General features: G+C 40.7%; 18 protein-coding genes. 9 read left to right on the top strand and 9 right to left on the bottom strand.

The window, feature by feature from the left end:
* Positions 1-4 precede the first annotated feature (4 nt).
* From secY to ACOB82_RS11960, 8 genes are all read left to right on the top strand, one after another.
* Entirely contained in the window at positions 5-1,330 is a 1,326-nt protein-coding gene (gene secY, locus ACOB82_RS11995; RefSeq protein ID WP_448213233.1) for a preprotein translocase subunit SecY, read from the top strand.
* An 18-nt stretch (positions 1,331-1,348) separates the two neighbouring features.
* On the top strand, positions 1,349-1,462 hold the full coding sequence (gene rpmJ, locus ACOB82_RS11990) for a 50S ribosomal protein L36 (protein WP_448213232.1): 114 nt from the start codon (positions 1,349-1,351) through the stop codon (positions 1,460-1,462).
* Between the two features lie 130 nt (positions 1,463-1,592).
* Positions 1,593-1,949, top strand: a complete 357-nt coding sequence (gene rpsM / locus ACOB82_RS11985; protein ID WP_115998826.1) for a 30S ribosomal protein S13 — start codon at positions 1,593-1,595, stop codon at positions 1,947-1,949.
* A gap of 14 nt (positions 1,950-1,963) precedes the next feature.
* Positions 1,964-2,353: a 30S ribosomal protein S11 gene (gene rpsK, locus ACOB82_RS11980; protein ID WP_076420861.1), complete on the top strand. Its 390-nt coding sequence runs from the start codon at positions 1,964-1,966 to the stop codon at positions 2,351-2,353.
* Positions 2,354-2,374: 21 nt separating this feature from the next.
* On the top strand, positions 2,375-2,995 hold the full coding sequence (rpsD, locus tag ACOB82_RS11975) for a 30S ribosomal protein S4 (protein ID WP_448213231.1): 621 nt from the start codon (positions 2,375-2,377) through the stop codon (positions 2,993-2,995).
* A gap of 24 nt (positions 2,996-3,019) precedes the next feature.
* Positions 3,020-4,009, top strand: a complete 990-nt coding sequence (locus tag ACOB82_RS11970; protein ID WP_448213230.1) for a DNA-directed RNA polymerase subunit alpha — start codon at positions 3,020-3,022, stop codon at positions 4,007-4,009.
* A gap of 37 nt (positions 4,010-4,046) precedes the next feature.
* Entirely contained in the window at positions 4,047-4,448 is a 402-nt protein-coding gene (gene rplQ, locus ACOB82_RS11965) for a 50S ribosomal protein L17 (RefSeq protein WP_448213229.1), read from the top strand.
* Between the two features lie 164 nt (positions 4,449-4,612).
* Positions 4,613-5,512 (top strand): phosphoribulokinase, encoded by a 900-nt coding sequence (locus tag ACOB82_RS11960; protein WP_448213228.1) that lies wholly within the window; start codon positions 4,613-4,615, stop codon positions 5,510-5,512.
* A gap of 67 nt (positions 5,513-5,579) precedes the next feature.
* On the opposite strand, the gene ACOB82_RS11955 is transcribed toward ACOB82_RS11960, so the two are convergent.
* The 8 genes from ACOB82_RS11955 to ACOB82_RS11920 all read right to left on the bottom strand — a co-directional run bounded on the left by ACOB82_RS11955 (position 5,580) and on the right by ACOB82_RS11920 (position 13,827).
* The gene (locus tag ACOB82_RS11955; protein ID WP_448213227.1) at positions 5,580-5,984 is read right to left on the bottom strand and encodes an OsmC family protein; all 405 of its coding nucleotides are present in this window, start codon (positions 5,982-5,984) and stop codon (positions 5,580-5,582) included.
* A gap of 342 nt (positions 5,985-6,326) precedes the next feature.
* On the bottom strand, positions 6,327-6,677 hold the full coding sequence (locus tag ACOB82_RS11950) for a DUF3802 family protein (RefSeq protein ID WP_448213226.1): 351 nt from the start codon (positions 6,675-6,677) through the stop codon (positions 6,327-6,329).
* Between the two features lie 135 nt (positions 6,678-6,812).
* Positions 6,813-7,613 carry a 2-oxoadipate dioxygenase/decarboxylase family protein gene (locus ACOB82_RS11945; RefSeq protein WP_448213225.1) on the bottom strand — a complete coding sequence of 267 codons (801 nt, stop codon included), beginning with the start codon at positions 7,611-7,613 and terminating at the stop codon, positions 6,813-6,815.
* A gap of 287 nt (positions 7,614-7,900) precedes the next feature.
* Complete coding sequence (astD, locus tag ACOB82_RS11940; RefSeq protein WP_448213224.1) at positions 7,901-9,370, bottom strand: succinylglutamate-semialdehyde dehydrogenase; 1,470 nt, start codon at positions 9,368-9,370, stop codon at positions 7,901-7,903.
* 24 nt (positions 9,371-9,394) lie between these two features.
* Positions 9,395-10,411: an arginine N-succinyltransferase gene (astA, locus tag ACOB82_RS11935; RefSeq protein ID WP_448213223.1), complete on the bottom strand. Its 1,017-nt coding sequence runs from the start codon at positions 10,409-10,411 to the stop codon at positions 9,395-9,397.
* Positions 10,412-10,474: 63 nt separating this feature from the next.
* Positions 10,475-11,689, bottom strand: a complete 1,215-nt coding sequence (locus ACOB82_RS11930; RefSeq protein WP_448213222.1) for an aspartate aminotransferase family protein — start codon at positions 11,687-11,689, stop codon at positions 10,475-10,477.
* Between the two features lie 332 nt (positions 11,690-12,021).
* Entirely contained in the window at positions 12,022-13,167 is a 1,146-nt protein-coding gene (locus ACOB82_RS11925; protein WP_448213221.1) for an HDOD domain-containing protein, read from the bottom strand.
* Between the two features lie 57 nt (positions 13,168-13,224).
* A complete protein-coding gene (locus tag ACOB82_RS11920; protein WP_448213220.1) occupies positions 13,225-13,827 on the bottom strand; it encodes an anthranilate synthase component II in 603 nt (200 codons plus the stop codon).
* Between the two features lie 232 nt (positions 13,828-14,059).
* On the opposite strand from ACOB82_RS11920, the gene ACOB82_RS11915 reads away from it, so the two are divergent.
* Positions 14,060-15,199, top strand: a complete 1,140-nt coding sequence (locus ACOB82_RS11915) for a DUF481 domain-containing protein (RefSeq protein WP_448213219.1) — start codon at positions 14,060-14,062, stop codon at positions 15,197-15,199.
* On the opposite strand, the gene ACOB82_RS11910 is transcribed toward ACOB82_RS11915, so the two are convergent.
* On the bottom strand, positions 15,182-16,138 hold the full coding sequence (locus ACOB82_RS11910) for a 5-oxoprolinase subunit C family protein (protein WP_448213218.1): 957 nt from the start codon (positions 16,136-16,138) through the stop codon (positions 15,182-15,184). The genes ACOB82_RS11915 and ACOB82_RS11910 overlap by 18 nt on opposite strands.

Below are 16,138 nucleotides of genomic sequence, written 5' to 3'. Positions count from 1 at the left end.
GAGTATGGCTACACCAGGAATGGAAAATAAAGCTCAAGGTGGTTTAACCGAGCTTAAACAAAGATTATGGTTCGTGTTCTTAGCACTTATCGTGTTCAGATTAGGATCATTTGTGCCAATCCCTGGTATTGACGCCGCTGTATTAGCTCAGTTGTTTGAACAACAAAAGGGCACCATCGTAGAAATGTTTAACATGTTCTCTGGTGGTGCACTTGAGCGCGCCTCTGTACTGGCACTAGGTATTATGCCGTACATTTCAGCTTCGATTATTATGCAATTGCTCACGGTAGTTCATCCTGCCATGGCAGAGCTTAAGAAAGAAGGTGAAGCTGGACGTCGTAAAATCAGCCAGTACACACGCTACGGTACTTTAGTATTAGCAACAGTTCAGTCAATCGCGATTGCTCGTGGTTTACCGGCGATGATGCCTGGCCTTGTTATTAATGAAGGCATAGGCTTCTACTTTACTGCGGTAGTATCTTTGGTTACTGGTACCATGTTCTTAATGTGGTTAGGTGAGCAAATTACTGAGCGTGGTATCGGTAATGGTATTTCGATTCTGATTTTTGCTGGTATTGTTGCTGGTATGCCATCAGCTGTAGGTCAAACTGCAGAGATGGCGCGTCAAGGTGAATTGCACTTATTAGTATTATTGTTAATTGCAGTGATTGTATTTGCAGTAACTTTCTTCGTTGTTTTTGTTGAACGTGGTCAACGTCGTATCGTTGTTAACTACGCAAAACGTCAACAAGGTCGTAAAGTATTTGCTGCGCAAAGTACACATTTACCATTGAAAGTGAATATGGCGGGTGTTATTCCACCAATTTTCGCTTCAAGTATTATCTTGTTCCCTGGCACGCTTGCGAGCTGGTTTGGTCAAGGTGATGGTGCAGTGGCTGACATCTTCCAGAACCTGTCAATGGCAGTTTCTCCGGGTCAACCTTTGTATGTAATGTTGCTTGCAGCTGCGATAATATTTTTCTGTTTCTTTTATACGGCGTTGGTATTCAACCCGCGTGAAACTGCAGATAACCTTAAAAAGTCTGGTGCGTTTATTCCGGGTATTCGTCCGGGTGAACAGACTTCGAAATATATCGATAAAGTAATGACGCGTTTAACCTTAGCTGGTGCGTTATATATTACTTTTATTTGTTTGGTTCCTGAGTTTATGATGATTGCTTGGGATGTTCAGTTCTATTTTGGCGGTACGTCATTACTGATCATCGTGGTAGTAATTATGGACTTTATGGCACAAGTACAAACTCATTTGATGTCACATCAATATGACAGCGTGCTTAAGAAAGCTAACCTTAAAGGCTATGGCCGCTAGGTTTAACGGAGTAGTAAGATGAAAGTTCGTGCATCCGTAAAGAAGATTTGTCGTAACTGTAAAGTGGTAAAACGTGCTGGTGTTGTTCGTGTTATTTGTAACGAACCAAAACACAAGCAACGTCAAGGCTAAATCTTTAGATGTGGCATTATTCAGATTTATCTGTATAATGCCGCTTCGATTTGCAAAAAAGTGGACAGGTTGAGTATCCTAACGGGCTTTTCAACCTGTAATTTTTAATTTTAAAATAGGAGATGTGTTAGTGGCCCGTATCGCTGGCATTAACATCCCTGATCGTAAACATGCAGTAATCGCCCTTACTGCGATTTACGGTATCGGTTTAACTCGCTCAAAAGCAATTTTAGCGGCAACTGGTATCGCAGAATCTACTAAGATCAGTGAATTAGACGAAGCACAAATTGATTTGCTTCGTGCAGAAGTGGATAAGTACACTGTTGAAGGTGACTTACGCCGTGAAGTTTCTATGAACATCAAGCGTCTGATGGACCTTGGCTGTTTCCGTGGTATTCGCCATCGTCGCAGTCTACCTCTACGTGGTCAACGCACTAAAACTAATGCGCGTACCCGTAAAGGTCCTCGTAAGCCTATTAAGAAGTAGCGAGGTAATTAGACATGGCTAAAACTCCAGTTCGTACACGTAAACGTGTAAAAAAACAAGTTGCTGATGGCATGGCTCATATCCATGCTTCTTTCAACAACACAATCGTGACTCTTACAGACCGTCAAGGTAATGCATTATCTTGGGCGACTGCTGGTGGTTCAGGTTTCCGTGGTTCACGTAAATCTACTCCATTTGCTGCTCAGGTAGCTGCAGATCGTGCGGGTAAAGCTGCACAAGAGTTTGGTTTGAAGAATATTGAAGTATTCGTTAAAGGTCCAGGTCCAGGTCGTGAATCTGCAATCCGTGCCTTAAATGCTGCTGGTTTTAAAATCACCAACATTACTGACGTTACTCCTATTCCTCATAATGGTTGTCGTCCTCCTAAGAAACGTCGCGTTTAATAGGATAGTTGGAGAAAGAAAATGGCAAGATATTTAGGTCCAAAGCTAAAACTTAGCCGTCGTGAAGGTACCGACTTATTCCTTAAGTCTGGTGTTCGCGCGATTGATACTAAATGTAAAATCGAAACTATCCCAGGTCAGCACGGCGCGCGTCGCGGTCGTTTATCTGACTATGGTGTACAGCTTCGTGAAAAACAAAAAGTACGTCGTATCTACGGTGTATTAGAGAAGCAATTCCGTAACTACTACAAAGAAGCGGCTCGTCTTAAAGGCAACACAGGTGAAAACTTGTTACAGCTTTTAGAAACTCGCTTAGACAACGTAGTTTATCGTATGGGTTACGCAAGTACTCGTGCAGAAGCTCGTCAACTAGTTAGCCACAAAGCTATCGTAGTAAACGGAGTTGTAGTAAATATTCCATCTTTCACTGTTAAGGCTGAAGATGTGGTTTCTGTTCGCGAAAAATCAAAAGCACAAGCACGTATTGTTGCTGCTTTAGAATTAGCAGAACAACGTGAGAAACCAATCTGGGTTGAAGTAGACAACAAGAAAATGGAAGGCGTTTTCAAACGTGTTCCAGAGCGTTCAGACTTGTCTGCTGAAATTAATGAACAGTTGATTGTCGAGCTTTACTCTAAGTAAAGCTGAACTTTAAGAGAGGACATAATGCAGGGTTCCGTAACCGAATTCTTAAGACCACGTTTAGTAGATGTTGAAACTATCAGCCCTACACGTTCTAAAGTTACTTTAGAGCCGTTAGAGCGTGGTTTTGGTCACACTTTAGGTAACGCCTTACGTCGTATTTTACTATCTTCAATGCCAGGATGTGCAGTTACTGAAGTAGAAATTGATGGCGTATTACACGAATACAGTAGTAAAGAAGGTGTTCAAGAAGACATCATTGAGATACTGTTAAACCTTAAAGGACTTGCAGTTCGTTTAGAGGGCAAAAATGAAGCCGTACTAACAATTGAAAAGTCTGGTGAAGGCCCTGTGAAGGCTGCTGATATTCAGCATGATGGTGATGTAGAAATTGCAAATCCAGAGCACGTAATTTGTCATTTAACAGGTGACGGCTCTATCAGCATGCGCATCAAAGTAGAAATGGGTCGTGGTTACGTTCCTGCTTCTACTCGTCGTGAAGCCGAAGAAGATGAAAGAGCAATTGGCCGTTTATTGGTTGATGCTTCATTCAGTCCTGTAGCAAGAATTGCTTATGATGTAGATTCTGCACGTGTTGAACAACGTACAGATCTAGATAAGTTAATTATCGACATGGAAACTAACGGTACGTTAGATCCAGAAGAAGCAATCCGTCGCGCTTCAACCATCCTAGCAGAACAGTTAGATGCGTTTGTAGAGTTACGTGACGTGACTGAAGTGGAACAAAAAGAAGAGAAACCTCTATTTGATCCAATCTTACTTCGTCCTGTTGATGACTTAGAGTTAACTGTTCGCTCAGCGAACTGTTTAAAAGCAGAAGCAATTCAGTATATCGGTGATTTAGTCCAACGTGCAGAAGTTGAACTTCTTAAAACGCCTAACTTAGGTAAGAAGTCACTTACTGAAATCAAAGATGTGTTAGCATCTCGTGGTTTATCTCTAGGCATGCGCTTAGAAAACTGGCCACCAGAAAGCATCGCTGATAACGACTAAATTGAATCGTAAACTAATAGTAGAGAAGGATTAACTTATGCGCCATCGTAAAAGCGGTCGCCAGTTAAACCGTAATAGCAGTCATCGCCAAGCGATGTTCCGCAATATGGCAAGCTCTTTAGTTAAGCACGGTGTTATTAAAACTACTGTTGCTAAAGCTAAAGAATTACGTCGCGTGGTTGAGCCATTAATTACATTGGCAAAAACTGACAGCGTTGCAAACCGTCGTTTAGCATTCGCTCGTACACGTGATCAAGAAGTAGTAGGTTTATTATTCAGCGAACTTGGTCCTCGTTACCAAGAGCGTCCAGGTGGTTACACTCGCATCTTAAAATGCGGTTACCGTACTGGTGATAAAGCGCCTATGGCTTATGTAGAATTAGTTGACCGTCCTGTTGTTGAAGAAACAGCAGAAGTAGCGGAAGAAGCTAACGCTTAATCGAAAGATTAACATTGAAAAAACGGAGCATTTGCTCCGTTTTTTTATGGCAAAAATATATGCTTTAATCATTTATCGTTGATCTATAACAATAGCCTTACTTGCTATCCGCCTAAAATCTCCGTATAACAAGTCACAGTAATTTATTTAGTAAGACTTGATAAATGTCATCCAGAAATCCAATTATCGCTGTCACAGGCTCGTCAGGCGCGGGAACCTCTACTACAACGGAATCGTTCGAACATATATTTCGAAGCTTAGGTATTACCTCTGCCAAAGTAGAAGGTGATAGTTTCCATCGTTATTCGCGCCAAGAGATGGAATTAGAGCGACGCAAAGCTGATGAAGAAGGCCGAAAGCTTAGTTATTTCGGTGACCAAGCTAATGACTTTGACGCATTGGAAATGCTGTTTCGTGAATATTCAGAGGCTGGTAAAGGCAGCATGCGCCGGTATCTACATACGTTCGACGAGGCTGTACCTTATAACCAAATGCCAGGAACATTTACCCCTTGGGAAGAGCTGGGCGAAGGTACAGATTTACTATTCTATGAAGGGCTACATGGCGGCGTAGTAACTGAGAAAAACAATGTTGCCCAATATGTCGATTTATTGATTGGCATGGTGCCGATAGTAAACCTTGAGTGGACGCAAAAAATTATTCGCGATACCAGTCAACGAGGTCATAGTCGCGAAGCCGTCACCCATAGCATAGTTCGCTCGATGGATGATTATATCAACTTTATTACACCGCAATTTTCTCGTACACATGTGAATTTTCAGCGGGTGCCAACGGTTGATACATCGAACCCTTTTAGCGCTAAGGCAATCCCATCACTTGATGAAAGTTTTGTGGTGATCCGTTTTCGAGACTCGACCCATGTCGACTTTCCCTTTTATTTATCAATGATTGATGGCGCCTTTATGTCTCGGGTGAACACCTTAGTGGTGCCAGGTGGCAAAATGGGCTTTGCTATGGAGTTGATTTTAACTCCGTTAATTCGCGATTTAATGGATAAGAAAGCAGAGGCAAATAAACAATTGGACTGGATGTCGGATTTATAAAATTATCAGGTAATATTGCACACAAAAAAGGCTGAAATATTTCAGCCTTTTTTGTATTTTTGATCGCCTAAGCGTCGATAATTTCAAAGTCGTGAGTAATTTTTACCGTTTTATTTAGCATTAATGCGACAGAGCAATATTTGTCAGCAGACAAGCTGACAGCTCGCTCAACATGTTTTTCTGCGACATCAGTGCCAGTAATTACAAAGTGCAGGTGAATCTTAGAAAATAAACGCGGTACGGTATCTACTCGCGTTCCTTCAATATCTACGCGGCAACCTGCAATGTTTTGACGGGCTTTTTCGAGAATACTAACGACGTCGACAGATGAACATCCACCAAGTGATAGTAAGACGTTTTCTAGTGGGCTAGGTGCAGTTTTACCACCATTTGCATCTAATACTATTTGATGCCCACTTTCTGAAGTAGCTAAAAATAACTCGTCACCAACCCATTTAACCGTCGCTTTCATAAAAAACCTCTTTCTTAAATTTTGTCGCTGATTGTAGCGATAAAACTGTGTCGGCTAAAGGAGTATTTTATTATTAGCTAGGGTCTGTTGATTTTTCATTTTAGTTTCTGCTATAGGCCATTTTAAGGTGACAAGGCGAACAGAGTGTAATGTAGTTATGCTACATTAACGATTTTCAACGCAGTTAGGTTGAAAATGAGCCATTGCCCTTCGGGTTGTTTTGAAAAAGTGTCACTCTTTGTTGCTTAATATGCATTTGGCACAATCAAACTTTATATTAAGCGCTGCGATTGACCGCTTTTTCAAAAACAACAGAGTAATAAACTGGAAGATCAACAGACCCTAATGTGGAAGGCTATGTATTTCGGTATCAAATAGGTTTTTAATTAAGCTGGCAAATTCTTTGATAAACGTGCGTTGACGATCTGATACGGGGTTATTCACCACGGCAGATAGAATCTCTTCCAAGTCGTATACTATAGCGTCTACTTCACGAATGATCATATTACGTTGGTTGAAGGTTAGATCTTCATTTTGGCTACAAACAAGAATGATTTGCTCACTTAACTCTTGTTCTATTACTTCCATCACAGACTCACTACTGCTTGCCGCTTGTTCGGCATTTTCGAACAAGTTTAAGTGTTCTGTTAGGTATTCAATAATGTGAACGTAGCCTTCAGTATCCGTAACCATATAACAATCATTTTTGCTTGCAGATGGTTAATACTTTACTCTTTTTAACCCTTTGATAGCAAGTTCATGATCTCAATGAATTTTAGAAATAAAAAAGCCCGCATAAATAGCGGGCTAATAAACGCTTGACTCCTACTAGGCAGCAGCGTTAGTGCTTTCGAAAATTTTATCAGCTGATGCCGCTACAAAGCCACTGTATAACTTGCCATCAGCTAATGGATAGCGTTTGGCGAATTCGTAAAAACAGCTAGGAATAGCCACTAATTGATCAGAAAATTGAACGTTGGCAACATCTGCCATTGTCGACGATTGCTCTAATTTAACTGTTTCATCACCTTTAATTTCACCGCCAGCGCTATTAAGTGTAAAGCCACCTTGTTTGACAGCTTCGTTTACCGCTGAGATACAATCATAATTAGCTAAATGATTAATGCTCACGGTAAAGTGGTTAGCTCGGTAACCCCAAGCGGCCATCCATGCTGCATATTCACTTTCTGCAAGCAATGTTTGGTAGTCTTGATAGCTAACATTCCACTGCTTACCTGAATATAAAAAGTTATCTTCAGTTACGGCAGTTTCAGGAAGCTGGTCTACTAAGTTATGGATAATTTGTTGTACTTGAGGAGAAAATTTTTCAACCAATAACTCACTAATAAACACTTTAGGTAGCGTGTCATTTTCATGCTCAAAGTGTTTAGCGTATAACTTTTTCGCTTCAAAGTGATATTCGCCACATTCTTTGTAGCCTAATTTAATTAAATGAGCAGCTAACTTTTCTAAGTTAACTTTTTCAATGTTAAACGTTCTGTAGGCAACGTGGTCATTAATCACATCATTACCTGAGCCTAATAGTTCGTGAACTTTTTTTGCAGAAGGCGTTACTTCTAAATAGTTTTGCCAAATGTTGTTAAATAAATGTGTTACTTGCGCAGTCATTATGATTCCTAATAAAACATACATTAAGGAGTGTTTTGGGGTCAGCGTAGGCTTACGTGAGTTTTTTGATGACGAAAGCGTGCGCTAACTATTCGTCAGAATTCTAGATTTGATCGATACTTTTGAAAAACGTAGGACGGAAGCCTGCCGTTTGTAGTTGATATTTTAAACTCATAGCCGATATTTTAATCGATTTTAAAGTTAATACTCAATTTAAATTTTATTAAAACTAGCAGGTGGGTTTGAAAAGTAATACCTGCTAGTTTTAGATTTAAGTTTATACAATATTAGATGCTAAGGCCTGGGCTTAAGCTTGCTGGCAATGTGACTTTCTCAGCTTCTACTGAAGCTACAGGGTAAGCACAGTAATCCGCCGCATAATAAGCAGAAGCTCTGTGGTTGCCGCTGGCACCAATGCCGCCAAATGGCGCTGCACTGCTAGCACCGGTAATTGGCTTGTTCCAATTAACAATACCTGCGCGAATACGGCTAAAGAAATGCTCGTATAACGCTTTGCTATCACTTAGTAAGCCAGCCGACAAACCAAAGCTGGTATTATTGGCTTCATCAATTGCTGCATCAAAATTAGTGTAACGATAGACTTTTAATAATGGGCCGAAATGTTCTTCGTCTGGCATTGCCGAAATGTTAGTAACATCAATAATACCAGGTGAAACAAAACCAGTACCTGCTTCTAGGTGCTTAAGCTCTACTAGCGGTTGACCGCCAAGCTCTACTAATTGTGCTTGCGCTGCAACTAAGCCAAGGGCTGCTTTTTCAGAGATCATCGAACCAATAAACGGTTGTTCTTCGTCATTGTAGTAGCCAATTTTAATCGCTTTAGTTGCGGCAATTAATTTAGCTAAAATCGCATCGCCTTGTTCTCCAGCTTCAATAAATAAGCGGCGAGAACAGGTACAACGTTGTCCTGTGGTAACAAAAGCAGATTGAATAATATCGTGAACAACAGCATTAATATCGCTTACATCGTTAACAATCAACGGGTTATTACCACCCATTTCTAACGCTAAAATTTTACCTGGCTGTCCACCAAATTGCTCGTGCAATAAATGGCCTGTTTGCGAGCTACCAGTAAAGAATAAGCCGTCAATTTGCGGGTGTGATGCCAGTGCTTTACCCGTTTCAACTTCACCTTGTACTAGGTTGATTACGCTAGCTGGTAATCCCGCGTTTTGCCATAATTTTAACGTGAACTCTGCAACTTTAGGTGTTAGTTCACTTGGCTTGAATACCACCGTATTGCCGGCGATTAACGCTGGAACAATATGACCATTGGGTAAATGTCCCGGGAAGTTATATGGGCCAAATACGGCTACTACACCATGAGGCTTGTGGCGGATAAATGCTTTGGCACCTGGCATTGGGTTTTCTACGGTGCCAGTACGCTCGTCATAAGCGCGAATAGAAATTGCCACCTTGCCAACCATTGCCGCAACTTCCGTACGGGTTTCCCAAATTGGTTTACCCGTTTCTTGGGCGATTACTTCCGCTAAAGCTTCTTTATTTTCTTCAAGTTGCGCGGCAAAATTATTAGCTAGTGCGATACGCTCTGCTAATGTTGTGGTGCCCCAAGTTTCAAATGCTTTGCGAGCACTTAAAATCGCGGTTTCAACTTGTTCGGGGGTAGCTGTGTTACCTTGCCAGATAACTTCGTTACGAGCAGGGTTAACTGAGGTGATTGCATGGCCTTGGCCTGCAAGCCATTGACCATTAATAAATTGAACTTGTTGTGTCATGGTAATTCCTCTTAAACCTAAGTGTTAAATTGCGACAAAACGCAGCCAATCGCCTTCACTGACCATTAACGCGTCAGCGACATCTTGATTGATGACCACTTGATTAGCCGTTTCTCTAATAGAAATACACGCTTGCGTTGCACGGAAATTTTTAACACTGGTATTACAAATAATGTATTTAGCTTTTTCTTGAACATCGCCAATAATGACCTGACATTTCTGGCTTTCAACGACACTGCGAATTTTATTTTTATTCGCTTCTACAGTTGGACCTGCATCAAAAATATCTACATAGCCGCGACGAGAAAACCCTTCGTTTTCAAGTAAACGTAATGCAGGTACCGTTTTGTCATGTACTTTATTGATCACTTGCTGAGCGTCTTTGCTCAGTAAGTTTACGTAAATAGGGTACTTAGGCATGAGCTCGGCAATAAATACTTTTTTACCAATGCCAGTTAAGTAATCAGCGGTTGGAAAGTCCATTGAAAAGAAAAACTCTTCTAACCATGCCCAAAATGGCGAACGACCATTTTCATCTGACACACCACGCATTTCTGCGATTACGGTATCGGCGAAGCGCTCACTGTGCTCTGCAAGAAATAAGAACCTGAAGCGTGATAAAAAGCGGCCATTGTTATTCTTGCGGTGACTTTCACTTAGGAACAAGGTGCAGATTTCCGTGGCACCAGTGTAATCGTTACATAACGATAATGTTTCGACCGTATTGTAAATACCTAACTCTCGCGAGTTGTGTACAACTTTACCTAAATGATAATGATAAAAGGCATCTTCTAAACCAACGGCCGCTTCAATGCCGCTTGTTCCGACAACTTTACCCGTTTCAGTATCTTCCATAACGAATAAGTAACCCTCATCACCTGGTTGGGTAACTTGTGCATCAAACGATACTTCTGAGCGTGTTATACGGTTTTGAAGTAGTTCTTCATTAACAGGAAGTGATGTAAAACCGTGTCCTGATTCGATAGCAATACGGTGTAAGTCATCGTAATCGCTGGCTTGAATAGGGCGTATAATAATCATAAGACTTTCTCGGTAGATGTTAATGCTTGCCATAATTGACAAGCATTTTGTCGTAACGTGGTATTACTGAGCTAATTTAGCTACAGCTTTTTCAAAGCGTGATAAACCTTCGGCAATATCAGCATCAGGGATAATTAGCGAAGGAGCAAAACGCACAATGCTGGCGCCTGCAACTAAGGTCATAACACCTTCTTCCATTGCTGCGTTTAAGAAGTCTTTAGCGCGGCCTTGGTAGTCATCTGTTAAAACAGCACCAATTAATAAACCTTTACCACGGATTTCTTTAAAAACATTGTATTTAGCGTTAATCGCGTTTAAACCATCTACATAAAGTTGGTGTTTTAATTTAACGCCGGTTAATACTGCTGGGTTGTTTACCGTATCAAATGCTGCTTCACCAACTGCACAAGCTAATGGGTTACCACCGTATGTACTGCCGTGAGTACCAATTTTTAAATGCTGAGCAATTTCCGTTGTTGTTAACATTGCACCGATAGGGAAACCACCACCTAATGCTTTGGCCGTGGTTAAAATATCAGGCGTTACATTTAAGCCCATGTATGCATATAACTCACCAGTGCGGCCAACGCCTGTTTGAACTTCATCAAAAATTAATAACGCGTTGTGTTGGTCACATAAGTCACGTACACCTTGAACGAACTCTGGTGTTGGCGAAACAATACCGCCTTCGCCTTGTAGTGGTTCCATCATTACCGCACAAGTTTTATCAGAAATCAGTGCTTTTAATGAATCTAGGTTATTGTATTCAGCGTGAACAATGTCGCCTGGCTTAGGGCCAAAACCATCAGAATATGCTGCTTGACCACCAACTGTTACCGTAAAGAAAGTACGGCCGTGGAAACCTTGCTTAAATGAAATAATTTGTGTTTTCTCTGCGCCATGAACGTCTAGTGCCCAACGACGAGCAAGCTTTAATGCGGCTTCATTTGATTCTGCACCAGAGTTGGCAAAATATACTTTTTCAGCAAACGTATTATCGACTAATTTTTTTGCTAAACGTAATGCTGGTTCGTTTGTCATTACGTTTGATAAATGCCAAATTTTCTCACCTTGCTCTTTTAATGCTGTAACTAATGCCGGATGACAGTGACCTAAACAGTTCACGGCAATACCACCGGCAAAGTCGATAAATTCTCGGTTTTCTTGATCCCACACTCGAGAGCCTACACCGCGTACAGGGATTACGCTTGATGGTGAATAGTTCGGCACCATAACATCGTCAAATAACGCACGGTTTACAGGAAAATGATCTGACATTTGTATCTCCTCTTTAGGGGCTAGATTAGGGGCTTGTGTAATTTATTGTAGCTAAAACAGCCAAATTTAAGGCGAACAGTATGGCAGATAAATTTCCAACTGTCTTGTTTAAATTGCTTTGTAGGCCAGTAAAATCAAGGGGTTAATGGTTTTATTCACTTGAGGTGCATAACTATGTTTTGGCTAAAAATTGTTAACCATAGTGTGTTGTCAGCGGTGGAAAGCGACATCGCTCAATTTTTAGATATAGCTAGACTTCATAACTAATCAAAAAAAAATCTGTGAATTTGCGACTAATTTTGTTTTTTTCGCGACTAAATAGAAATTAGTGGTTAGGCAAAGTGCAATTTAATGTGGTCAATATCGCTTTTTTTCAGTATCGCAATATCGGCTGGGGTAATTTTAGCTGCTGCTAAAAAGCGCTTGGCTTCATCATTATCAATGAGTTCTTCTTTTGCAAGGCTTCTAAAGGCAACATAGGCCTTAGCTTTAGTGACTACCTGCGCTATTTTGCTCATTTGTTGGGTGGTGCGTGAAAACGCCAAGTCAAACAATGGCTCGGTAATCGGTAACCGATCAAAGTTCATTTGTTCAATTAAATCCGCACCCACTTGATAACTGCGGCTTGAGAGTTGCTCTAAAATTAATTCCGGCGAGTTTTCCAAACTTACTAAGGCGTCATGTAATCGTTTATCACGATTATCATAGGCATCTTTTATTTCTTGGTTATAAAGTTCATTGTATTTTGCTAGAAAACAACGGCTGACAGCTAATATGCCAACGTTTGATAGCATGCCTGCGGTAAAAGCCGTGTACCAGTCTATATTCTCTTGTTCTGCCAACACTCGTGAGGCTAAAGCAATTGATAGGCTGTCATTCCACAGTTTCCGCTTCATTAACGGGTAGGGTGACGTACTTATTGGCAACCAATGTTTTAAAATAAAGGTTGGCATCACCAGTTTGAGGTTTTCTAACCCTATATAGCTGATGGCTAAATTAGAGTCGGTAACTTTAACGTCGGCACGCTTTCTATATTGGGGTTTATTGACTAAATTGACCACCTCATTAGCCAACCAACTTAGGCTACTAACTAATGGTGTTACTCGATTGATTGATGCTGCTCGCAAAGATAACAGCTCTAAAATTGCTGGCGCGGCATCTTCAATGGATAAAAACTGTTGATAGAATTTTTGTTTGTTTTCAAATTCTTCATTGATTTCTATACCAACTTGGGTGAAAAACTTATTTTGTACTTGGTTACGAAAATGTTGTTCACCGTGGGCTTTAATCAGCTTGCTTTGATTGGTTTGCTCTTCAACTTCCAGTAGTTGGCGACGTCGATTGGCTTGTTCACTATCTTGCTGAGCGGTAACGGTAACTTTACCCGTTTGTTTTTTGGCAAAGTCCTTACCGATCAGTAAACTAATATAGCGTTGATAGATTGACCAAGTAAGATCGTTTTGTTCAAAAAGCAGCATGTAAGATAATTATTATTAACGTCAATGAAATTTGTATCGACACCAGCGCCTAATACATTAATTAGATGTGGTACTTGTTTGGTATTCTGCCAAGAAATTTTGCAGGAGTATATGCCCTTGTTCAGTTAAAACTGACTCGGGATGAAATTGGACACTGGCAATCGGCAAATTGCTATGTTTAAGTGCCATAATTTCATCAAACTCACCGTGTTCATCGGTTGACCATGCGGTAATTTCTAAACATGCTGGTAAAGATTGACGATTAACAATCAACGAGTGATAGCGAGTGACTTCTAAAGGTTGATTTAAATTGTTAAATAGCCCCTGACCACTATGACGAATTTTAGAGGTTTTACCGTGCATAACTTGGCGGGCTTTTTCCACTTTAGCGCCAAAACATTGAGCTATGGCCTGATGACCTAAACACACACCAAGTAGTGGAACTTTTCCTGCAAATTCTTCAATTACTGCTAAAGAAATGCCCGCTTGGTCAGGATCACATGGGCCTGGGGAGATCACAATATAGTGTGGAGCCATCTCGCTTATCTGCTCAAGGGTTATTTCATCATTACGTGCGACTTTGACTTCTTGTCCGAGTGATTCAAAATAGTGAACAAGATTAAAAGTAAATGAATCGTAATTGTCGATCATTAATAGCACGCGTTACTCCAAGCAGATAAAACCGCAGTATTTTATAGTGGTCAATGGCGAAAAGCTATGAAATATCGGCTGATTCTCACTAAGCGAAAAATTAAGCGAGAGTGGGTTGATCTTTGCTGGATGATTTTGCCGAGATCAATGGAATTTATATGCTAGGCTAAGCTTATGTAGTGTGGTTATTTCACATAAATAAGCGAAAACAATAAGTGAAAACGACGCAGATAACGTATTTATGAAAAATTTTGTCATTAACACCTTGGTATTTTTCTTGTCTTTGACTGGCTTGTGTTTTTTTCACTCTGCTAGTGCAGAACAAATTGGTGAAAAACAAACTAATGTCACTCCGATAAATGCGCCTAACCCTGTATTTGAACAAAAATTTGATTGGGTGCAAACCACCTCAGGCGAATGGTTAAAAGGCGACATTATTGTGCTATTTGAGCATCAGCTTAAATTTGATAGTGATCAGTTTGGCATTCAGGTCATTGATTTAGACGATGTCGCGCAAATACGCAGTATGAATATGCAAAGCGTACGTATGAAATCTGGTGAAATTATTACCGGTAAAGTTTGGGTTAATGCGGGCAGACTAACCGTGATCAGTCCTGAACAGTCGGTTGCTCTAGAGCTTAGCGAATTATTATCGATTACCGGGCTTGAGTCTAACGAGTCGGATTTATGGTCTGCAAAAGTTAACTTGGGGGCTAATTTACGTAAAGGTAATACTGAACAACTCGACCTGACTTTTGCTGCCCAAGCTCACCGTCGCAGTGCAGTTAGTCGCTTTGATATAGATTACGTCGCCAATTTAAGTAAAAGCAAAGACCAAGATACTGGGCAAACTACTGAAAGTGCCAACAGTGATCGCTTAAAGACCAACTATGATTGGTTCTTTACCCATCGCACCTTCTTTCGGTTGATTGGATTTGAATACTTTAGTGATGAGTTAGGTAATATCGATTACCGAACTACCTTAGGTCCGGGCATCGGTTACCATTTTTATGATACTAAAAAACTTACTTGGAATATTGCAGCAGGTCCAAGTTATCAAAAAACTGCTTATATCAATGTAGAGGCGGGTGAGAAAGTCTCTGAAAACTCAGCAGTATTAATTATCAGTAATAATATTGAATGGGAAATGACAGACGACATCGATCTGGATTTAGACTATCAACTGCAACGGGTTAGCAAAGACGCTGGCAAGCAAATCCACCATTTAAAAGCGGCATTTTCATTTGATGTTATTGGTAATATTGATGTTGATATGGCCTTTTATTTAGACCGAGTGGATAATCCTAAGAGAAATGAAAATGGCATTACCCCTGATAAAGACGATTATCGCTTTGTTGTTAGCTTAGGGTATGAGTTTTAATTTTTGGTAAAAGGCGGTTAATTGGCTTTGCGCCTGCTCAATGGTTACCGCTTTGAGTGAAACTTGCAACCCTGGGCGCATTTGTGCCAGTCGAAATAGGTCGATTCTCATTATCGTTCCCAGCGTTGGATATCCGCCCATGGTTTGGCGATCTTTCATTAAAACAATCCACTGCTTGCTACTAGGCAGTTGTAGCTGACCAAAGTTAACTGGGGTTGATAACTTAGCGCTATTGGCCGTTATTTCAGTGGTAATATCCTTAGCAATATCTGCGTTATCGTCAGTTACTGTTAATCGATAACCCATTTTGTTGGATTGATGATCAATGGTCAGAGTTAAATTTTCTAGTGACTTTTTCAGCTCCTTGCTAAGTTGTTGATAATTATTATTCGGTATAAAGCGCAGAGTTAGTTCTTTTTCTGCATAAAACTGTCGGCTATTGGCTAAGTTTGACCGTATATAGCTTGAAGTGATTGTGGGATCAGTTGGTTCAATACTCCCCTGAAAATATTGGCTTTGATTGACATTTTGTTCAACGACACTGCCAAGCCATAGCTGTGCGCTAAAACCACCACTGATGGCGAGATAGCCATATATTCCTTTTTGAAACGGCAGTATTGCAACCTTGTCATTGCATTCAAGGGTAATGGCTTGTGTGGTATTTACCGCTTTGTCATTAATTTCTAAGCGAATATCTAGCCCGTAAACGGCAATGGTACACCTTGTTTGTGCGTGAATTTCTACACCACCCAACATTATTTCTAAAATAGGGCAGTTTGCGTTATTGGCGACTAGTTGATTGGCGCGATACATGCCGTATTCGTCGGCCACGCCTGAAGTTGACACGCCAAGAGATAAGTTATGCTGACGACCAAAATCTTGAAGGCTAACTCTGGCTTGTCCTTTGGCTACGGTTAATGCAGGTTGTGGGCTATTCAT

This window comes from Colwellia sp. MEBiC06753, assembly GCF_053470325.1.
This window is presented reverse-complemented; position numbering and strand designations above follow the sequence as displayed.

What these genes read in the sequence shown, in the direction of transcription:
- secY (WP_448213233.1), top strand. Translation starts at nt 5, where the DNA reads ATGGCTACACCAGGAATGGAAAATAAAGCTCAAGGTGGTTTAACCGAG.
- rpmJ (WP_448213232.1), top strand. Translation starts at nt 1,349, where the DNA reads ATGAAAGTTCGTGCATCCGTAAAGAAGATTTGTCGTAACTGTAAAGTG.
- rpsK (WP_076420861.1), top strand. Translation starts at nt 1,964, where the DNA reads ATGGCTAAAACTCCAGTTCGTACACGTAAACGTGTAAAAAAACAAGTT.
- rpsD (WP_448213231.1), top strand. Translation starts at nt 2,375, where the DNA reads ATGGCAAGATATTTAGGTCCAAAGCTAAAACTTAGCCGTCGTGAAGGT.
- ACOB82_RS11970 (WP_448213230.1), top strand. Translation starts at nt 3,020, where the DNA reads ATGCAGGGTTCCGTAACCGAATTCTTAAGACCACGTTTAGTAGATGTT.
- rplQ (WP_448213229.1), top strand. Translation starts at nt 4,047, where the DNA reads ATGCGCCATCGTAAAAGCGGTCGCCAGTTAAACCGTAATAGCAGTCAT.
- ACOB82_RS11960 (WP_448213228.1), top strand. Translation starts at nt 4,613, where the DNA reads ATGTCATCCAGAAATCCAATTATCGCTGTCACAGGCTCGTCAGGCGCG.
- ACOB82_RS11955 (WP_448213227.1), bottom strand. Translation starts at nt 5,984, where the DNA reads ATGAAAGCGACGGTTAAATGGGTTGGTGACGAGTTATTTTTAGCTACT.
- ACOB82_RS11950 (WP_448213226.1), bottom strand. Translation starts at nt 6,677, where the DNA reads ATGGTTACGGATACTGAAGGCTACGTTCACATTATTGAATACCTAACA.
- ACOB82_RS11945 (WP_448213225.1), bottom strand. Translation starts at nt 7,613, where the DNA reads ATGACTGCGCAAGTAACACATTTATTTAACAACATTTGGCAAAACTAT.
- astD (WP_448213224.1), bottom strand. Translation starts at nt 9,370, where the DNA reads ATGACACAACAAGTTCAATTTATTAATGGTCAATGGCTTGCAGGCCAA.
- astA (WP_448213223.1), bottom strand. Translation starts at nt 10,411, where the DNA reads ATGATTATTATACGCCCTATTCAAGCCAGCGATTACGATGACTTACAC.
- ACOB82_RS11930 (WP_448213222.1), bottom strand. Translation starts at nt 11,689, where the DNA reads ATGTCAGATCATTTTCCTGTAAACCGTGCGTTATTTGACGATGTTATG.
- ACOB82_RS11925 (WP_448213221.1), bottom strand. Translation starts at nt 13,167, where the DNA reads ATGCTGCTTTTTGAACAAAACGATCTTACTTGGTCAATCTATCAACGC.
- ACOB82_RS11915 (WP_448213219.1), top strand. Translation starts at nt 14,060, where the DNA reads ATGAAAAATTTTGTCATTAACACCTTGGTATTTTTCTTGTCTTTGACT.
- ACOB82_RS11910 (WP_448213218.1), bottom strand. Translation starts at nt 16,138, where the DNA reads ATGAATAGCCCACAACCTGCATTAACCGTAGCCAAAGGACAAGCCAGA.